The organism is Erythrobacter sp. (assembly GCF_023653175.1).
Lineage (GTDB): Bacteria > Pseudomonadota > Alphaproteobacteria > Sphingomonadales > Sphingomonadaceae > Erythrobacter.
This window is the reverse complement of the sequence record NZ_JAMNXL010000201.1, coordinates 1-6,100: the sequence shown is the minus strand read 5'-3', so window position 1 is coordinate 6,100 and position 6,100 is coordinate 1. Positions and strand designations below refer to the sequence as shown.

At 69.4% G+C, this 6,100-nt stretch carries 6 protein-coding genes and 1 pseudogene; 1 reads left to right on the top strand and 6 read right to left on the bottom strand.

Annotation, left to right across the window (positions count from 1 at the left end):
- A pseudogene (locus NBV68_RS16810) lies at positions 1-254 on the top strand (MFS transporter); the annotation flags it as partial.
- Between the two features lie 246 nt (positions 255-500).
- On the opposite strand, the gene NBV68_RS16805 reads toward NBV68_RS16810, so the two are convergent.
- The 6 genes from NBV68_RS16805 to NBV68_RS16780 all read right to left on the bottom strand — a co-directional run.
- On the bottom strand, positions 501-1,652 hold the full coding sequence (locus tag NBV68_RS16805; RefSeq protein ID WP_296312020.1) for an OmpA family protein: 1,152 nt from the start codon (positions 1,650-1,652) through the stop codon (positions 501-503).
- A gap of 169 nt (positions 1,653-1,821) precedes the next feature.
- The gene (locus tag NBV68_RS16800) at positions 1,822-2,286 is read right to left on the bottom strand and encodes a DUF2793 domain-containing protein (protein ID WP_296312016.1); all 465 of its coding nucleotides are present in this window, start codon (positions 2,284-2,286) and stop codon (positions 1,822-1,824) included.
- A 17-nt stretch (positions 2,287-2,303) separates the two neighbouring features.
- Positions 2,304-4,487, bottom strand: a complete 2,184-nt coding sequence (locus tag NBV68_RS16795; protein WP_296312014.1) for a phage tail protein — start codon at positions 4,485-4,487, stop codon at positions 2,304-2,306.
- A 4-nt stretch (positions 4,488-4,491) separates the two neighbouring features.
- Positions 4,492-4,911 carry an NlpC/P60 family protein gene (locus NBV68_RS16790; protein WP_296312012.1) on the bottom strand — a complete coding sequence of 140 codons (420 nt, stop codon included), beginning with the start codon at positions 4,909-4,911 and terminating at the stop codon, positions 4,492-4,494.
- The gene (locus NBV68_RS16785; protein WP_296312009.1) at positions 4,908-5,720 is read right to left on the bottom strand and encodes a DUF2163 domain-containing protein; all 813 of its coding nucleotides are present in this window, start codon (positions 5,718-5,720) and stop codon (positions 4,908-4,910) included. Before NBV68_RS16785 ends, NBV68_RS16790 begins: the two co-directional genes overlap by 4 nt.
- Positions 5,720-6,100 (bottom strand): DUF2460 domain-containing protein (locus NBV68_RS16780; RefSeq protein ID WP_296312007.1); only part of this gene is annotated, 381 nt, incomplete at its 5' end. The genes NBV68_RS16780 and NBV68_RS16785, both read right to left, overlap by 1 nt.

Sequence of the window (6,100 nt, the reverse complement as noted above, 5' to 3'; positions counted from 1 at the left end):
GGACTGCGACGGCCTCGTTCTTCCTCGCCACGACGCTCGTCGGTCTTGGGCTCGGCCCCTATATGGTCGGCGCGATCTCGGAGGTGAGCGGGAGCCTGCGGATCGGGGTTCTGTCGCTGATCGGAGTGGCGCCGATCTCGCTCGCGCTCCTTGTCTACGCCTACCGAACGCTGCCCAAGGCCGAGGCGACGATCGCCGAGCGTGCCGCCGCTGCGTCGGCGGGCTTGAGCGACGCCGAGGCTTCCACGTTCTAGAGGCTTGAGCCTCAAGGCGAACGGCCGCCGAGCCTAGGTCCGGCACCCGGATAGATGCAAGAGCGCGCCGCAGCAAAGGCATATGCCCCGCTGCGGCGCGCTCTTCGTGTTTCATGTAATGCTGTCGCGACAGGCAGTCGAGCCGCCGGCCGTGGCGACGGACTAGCGCGACCAGCCCGTGGGCGGGGCAACAAAAAAGGGGCCGGATCGCTCCGGCCCCTCTTCGTGTTCCGTTGGAACCTGGACTTACATGCCCGAGTCCGGGCCGTAGGTCACTTCCACGCGGCGGTTCTGCGCTTCGCGCACACCGTCGGCGGTCGGGACGCGCGGCTTGGTTTCGCCGAACGACTGGCCGGTGATGCGGCCGGCGGGGATGCCGCGGCCGGTCAGGTAGGCAGTGACCGCCTTGTTGCGACGATCGGCCAGGCCTTCGTTGTACTTGGTGCTGCCCGCGCGGTCAGTGTGACCGGCCAGCATCACGCTCGCCGTGCCGCAGTTGGCATAGGCGGTAACGGCGCTGTTGAGGATGCCGGCGGCTTCCGAGGTGATGTCCGACTTATCGAAGTCGAAGAACACGATGTACGGACCCGTGTTGCACGCAACCTTGGGGGGCGGCGGCGGCGGGGGCGGCGGGGGCGGGGGCGGCGGCGGAGGCGGCGGGGGCGGGGTCACCGCAACCGGCGCAACCACCGGCGGCTCTTCGCCACCGAAGTTGTAGGTGATCGTGCCGAGCAGCGAGTGCGAAGCCAGGCTGGTGTTCAGATCGCGGCCGAACGGATCGACGAGGTTGATGTCGGTCGCGCGGAAGTAGCGATACTTCAGGCCGACGTCCCACGAATCGTTGATCGGGGTACGGATGCCCGCAAGCACCTGCCAGGCGAAGCCGGTGTCCGAATCGTTCCAGACGCCCGGGCCGTTGGCGTTCACGCGGCCGTCCATGTCGACGCGGGCCACACCCACGCCGCCACCGACGAAGCCCTGCATCCCGTCGTCATCGCCGAAATCGAGGAGGCCGTTGAGCATGAAGCTCAGTGCGTTGACTTCGCCCACCGCGTCGCGCGCGCCGGTGAACCTGGTGAAGCCGCCCGGCGCGGTCGCCAGCGGGTTGTTTGCGAGGCCCTCGCTGCCGGCGATCACTTCCGTGAGGTTGGCGGCACGGTAGCTGGCTTCGGCTTCGAGGCGGAAGCCGCCGAAGTCATAGCCGACAAGCCCGCCGAAATCGTAGCCCGTGGCATAGTCGGCCGCCGCATCATCTGCGGTGGTGTCGACATCGATCGATTGATCCTCGACCAACATGACACCGCCATCACCCTGGATATACCACTGGCCGTCGCGGGCCATGGCGGGTGTGGTCAGCGCGGTCGAGGCCATCGCCATTCCAATGACGAGTTTGCGCATTTCCGAAATTCCCCTTTGCGTTAAACTTGAGGCACCGGCTGTCTCTATCTTTTCCCCCCGCGCGAGGCAAGCAGTCAATGCCCTTCGTGTGTTGCAAGAATGTCGCTGAAAGGGGCTTGTGGATAAAAATGTAACTGTGAAAGGCGCGGTAATCCGCCATTCGTGGGCCTCAGGGGTTGGGCGCGGCGAGCACACCCACGGTCCTGAGGGCCGTAATGAGAGCGGTCAGCGCGCCGCGCGCCTGAACGTCGATCACGGTGCCGCCCGCCGGAACGGCGACCTCCGCCGCCGGCTGCCATTGCGACCGAAAAATGACAAAGTCGCCCCTGGTTCTGTCGAAGACCACCATCCCTTCGACAGGCGCGACGAAATGCCAAGCCCCGGCAATATGGACCGCGAGGCGACCCTCCTGCCCCGCCCACGCCCCCGTGGCGGTCGAGGTCACCCGGTAGCAAGCGCCCTCGACCGCACTCGCCGGCGGAGCGGGCTGCGAGGCGGTCACCGCGCGGGCGTGGAGCGCGTCGAGCAGGCACAGCGCCTCGTTGACGAAGAACTCCTTTTGCGCCTGCCCGGCAAAAAGCAGCGGCAGGCCCAGCGCGGGCGTCGAACTGGCAAGGGCGATCGGATCGGACATCGGGGCCTCCGGTACAGTCAGGTGAGGTCGGCAAGAAGCAGCGGCGGGGAGTGGTCGAAGGTGCCCACCTGGCGGACCCACAGCGGGCCGGGCCCGTGTGCGGCGGTCAGGGCGGAGCGTTCGGCGGGCGTGAGCGTCAGCGCGGGCGCATCGGTCTGCCAGACAGCATGGGGCGCATCTACCGCCCCGAAGCCGGCGAGATAGGCCTCGCGCTCCTCGATCAGCGGGACTTCGACGCTGTCCTCCCAGCGATATTGACCGCGCGCGCGGCGGGTCCAGCGGTAGGTCGTCGTGCCATCGGCAGTGCGCACGGCGCGGGGGTGCACAGGGCACAGCGGGCGTCGCGAAAGCCCCGCATTGGCGAGCGGTACGATCACCGCGGCGGTATCACCCGTCGACAGGGCCGCGATCCGCGAGGTCGCGAGCGGGGGCACCAGCACCGGGTCGAGCGGCACGAAGCTGTCGTCGATCAGGATCGCCGAGGCCCCGGCGACATGGCCGAGCGCGGCAGCCGGCTCGGTCCCGCCGCGCCCGCGCAGAAGCCCGGCGAGGCGCCAATGCCCGGCTCCCAGCGGCTCGGCACGCAGGAACTGCACGAGCTCGCCCCCGATCAGCATCCGGTTGGCGCCCGCCGCGAGCCCGTCGCGATCGGTGTCGAAGAGGTCGAAGTCCTCCGCCACCAGCGCCACGACCGTCTCGGCACCGGGCTCGAACAGCACGGCGGGTGATGGCCCAAGCGGCGCCTCGAGCACGCCGGTCACCGCCCGCTGGCTGCCTGTGGTGCCGAGATCGACCAGCGCGGTGCCCTGCACGGCGTAAAGCGCTGCCCCCCGCCAGGCGGCGTTGGCAGCCGAGGCGGCGGCGAAGATCAGCGGCTGGGCGGGATTGGCGCCGGCCTCGGGCGGAACCTCGAAAGCGGCAAGGCTGGTCGCCGGGATCGGCAGATCGGTCGGGGCAAGGTTCTCACCCGGATCGCTCGCACGAGGAATGCCGCCCGACGGAGCCAGACGTTCAAGCTCGAGCGCGATGCCGCGGTCGAGCCATTCCCAGCTGCGCAGCAGCCAATGCCCCGGCGCATTCGGCAACCGCACGATGCTGCCCGGGATCAGCCGCGGGTCGAGCTCACCGATCCGCCAGGTGACGGTCTCGTGCTGCCAGCGCGACCGGTTGGCGCTGTCATTCGCGAGCTGACGCGCGCCGCCGGCGGTGAGCGTGGCGGGCAGATCGATCATCAGCTCGCGCCCCGCCTGCCGACTGCCGCTCGCGCGTTGCACGCCTGTCTGATAGTCGCGCTCCTCGTCGTAGTAGCGCAGCGCGGCGGGGGTGCGCGTGGGCAGGCCGGCGCGCTGCTTTACGCGGTTCTCGTCGCGCTCGCGGTCATCCCGGGCAAGCTGGTCGGGCAGGGTCATCACCTCGCCCTCGGGCAGCGCGCGGGTGGCGATGGTCAGGCCCTCGTGGCCCGAGGCGCAGACCAGCGGGATGACCTGATCGATCGCCGCCAGCGTCGAGGCGAGCGCGCCGCCCTCGTCGGCAAAGCCGCGCGCCTGCGCCAGCGGGGGTTCGGCGGGCGGGAGCACCGCATCGGGAACAAGCTGGGCGAGCGTGACTATTCCGTCACCGCCATCGGCGAAGATCTCGAAGCTCATCGCCGGGATGCGGTTGCCGTAGTCGCCCAGCTCGAGGTTCTCGAACACGACATAGGCACAGTCGCGAAACGCGGGCGCGAGCGTGCCCTTGGCGGCGGCGATCAGCGGGTCGACCGGATCGTCGCCGAACCCGCGATAGAAGCGCAAGGTACCGCCGACCTTCAGGTCCTCCTGCGCGCCGCGCAGCAGGTTGCCGTCGGCCCAGATCCGTCCGAGCCGGTCGATCGGCGTGCTCGACAGGGCAACCGCGAAGGAGGCGGAATAGGAATAGGTTGTCGTCGAAGGCTGGCCCTTGCGGCTCTTCTGTTTCTGCTTGGTCTCGATCAGATCGGTCGACCAGATCACCGTGCCCGCGACCCGCATCCGCCCGAACTGGCGCGGGATCGGCTGGCCGTAGCTCGAGGTGCTGATGGTCAGGTCCTTGAGCCGCGGCCCCTCGCGGCCCTTGGGGCCGAAGACGCGCGCGTCGATCTGGTGCCCGATCAGCCCGCCGAGCGCGCCGCCAAGCGGGCCGCCGATCGCACTGCCAAGGGTGGTCAGGAGCAAGGTCGCCATGAGACTAGCTTTCGCAAGAGGAGGCGAGGCGCCAGGCGGCCTCGATCTGCCAGGCGGGCTCGCGCGGCTGGCGCACCACCCGCCGCAGGCCCGCGTGGGCGTGGACGACGCTGTCTGCGTCAAGGGCGATCACCAGATGGTGCTGCGCATATCCGAGCGCGAGCAGCAGGATATCGCCCGCACGGATCGGCCCGCACGCCTCGACAAGGCCCGATCGCGCGGCCGCAGGAAGCCAGCCATCGATCGCGATGTTGCGCAGCCCGTAGCCGCGCGGCGGCACGGGCTCGCATCCGGCGGCAGCGAGCGCGGCATGGACCAGCCCGATGCAATCCAGGCCGGTTTCAGGGTTACGCCCGTGAAGGCGGAACCGGCAACCCACCAAGCCGAGCGCGGCCTGCGCAACGGCCGCCCCGCGCGCGCTCACGACTGGCCGTAGCGGGCGAGGAGGTCGTTGCCCGGCAGGAATGGCTCGCCGCGGAAATTGACAGCATTGGCAAAGCGGTCCGAACAGGTGGCAATGGTGTGATCGCAGCCTTCGCACAGCTCCGTGCGCGTGCCGGGAAGCGTGCCATCGACCAGCGGCCGGTCGAGCACCAGCCAGTCGCCAGCGGCATCGATGATCCCGAAGGCAACGCCGGTCTGCGGCCCGGCCATGAATCGCAACCGCCCGTCGACATGGGCCTCGCCGTCCACCCCGGCAAAGCGCACCCGGTTGCCTTCCAGATCGACCTCCTCGAGCATCTGCTGCGAGGTGAAGCGCACCGCTGAAAGCCCGCAGCCCGGGCCGCAAAACACGGCGCGGCAAGTGGGTGAGGTGCGCGGCACGAGGTCCTGCTCGAGCAGGCTCTTGTTCGAGCGCAGCTCGGCGGAAAACTGCACCTCGTCGTCCTCGATCCGGCCGATCTGGCCGGTGTAGAGCGTGTGGTTCTCGAGGCTGGTCCAGTCGACCGCGCCGATCTCGATCGCGGCGTCATCGAACAGACCGGCGGCCAGCTCGCTCTCGCGGATCGAATCGTGGTTGAGCGCGCCCTGCACCTCGGCGCTGTCATTGGCGAGCTCGGCGGTGAGGCGGATCGCGGCGGGGATCATGCCGGGGGCGGCGAGGTGGCGCATGCCGCCGAAGGTTAGGTCGCGGTCGTGGCTGGTGAAGGCGAGCGCGCAGCCATCGCGGCGATAGATGCGCCAGAAGGTCGCGACCGTATCGAGCTCGCGGTCGAAGAACACCCGCGGCATCAGGCAGTCTCCCGGATCTCGATCAGCGGCACCGAGGGCGCCTCGCCAGCGGTGAAATTGACCGCCGAGACATCGAGCCGGTCCTCGGCGAAGCGCACCGGCACGTCGAAATGGAAGCCGGCGCGCACTTCGGCGCCGGCCGCCGGAGCGACGGCGAGGCGCAGCATGCCCTTCTCGCCAAGCGTCCAGGCGGTGGTGGCGACGCCGCCCACGCTCACCACCAGCGTGTCGGCACGCGGCCGGGTGATGGCGCGCACCTGCGGTTCGGTCCCGCCGCCGTAGAGCTTCACCAGCTGGAAATCGGCGCGCGCGCCGTCGCCCGTCCCGAGCAATTGATCAAGCACGGTGGGCGTGCCGGTCATCCCGTTGGAGCTGTTGTC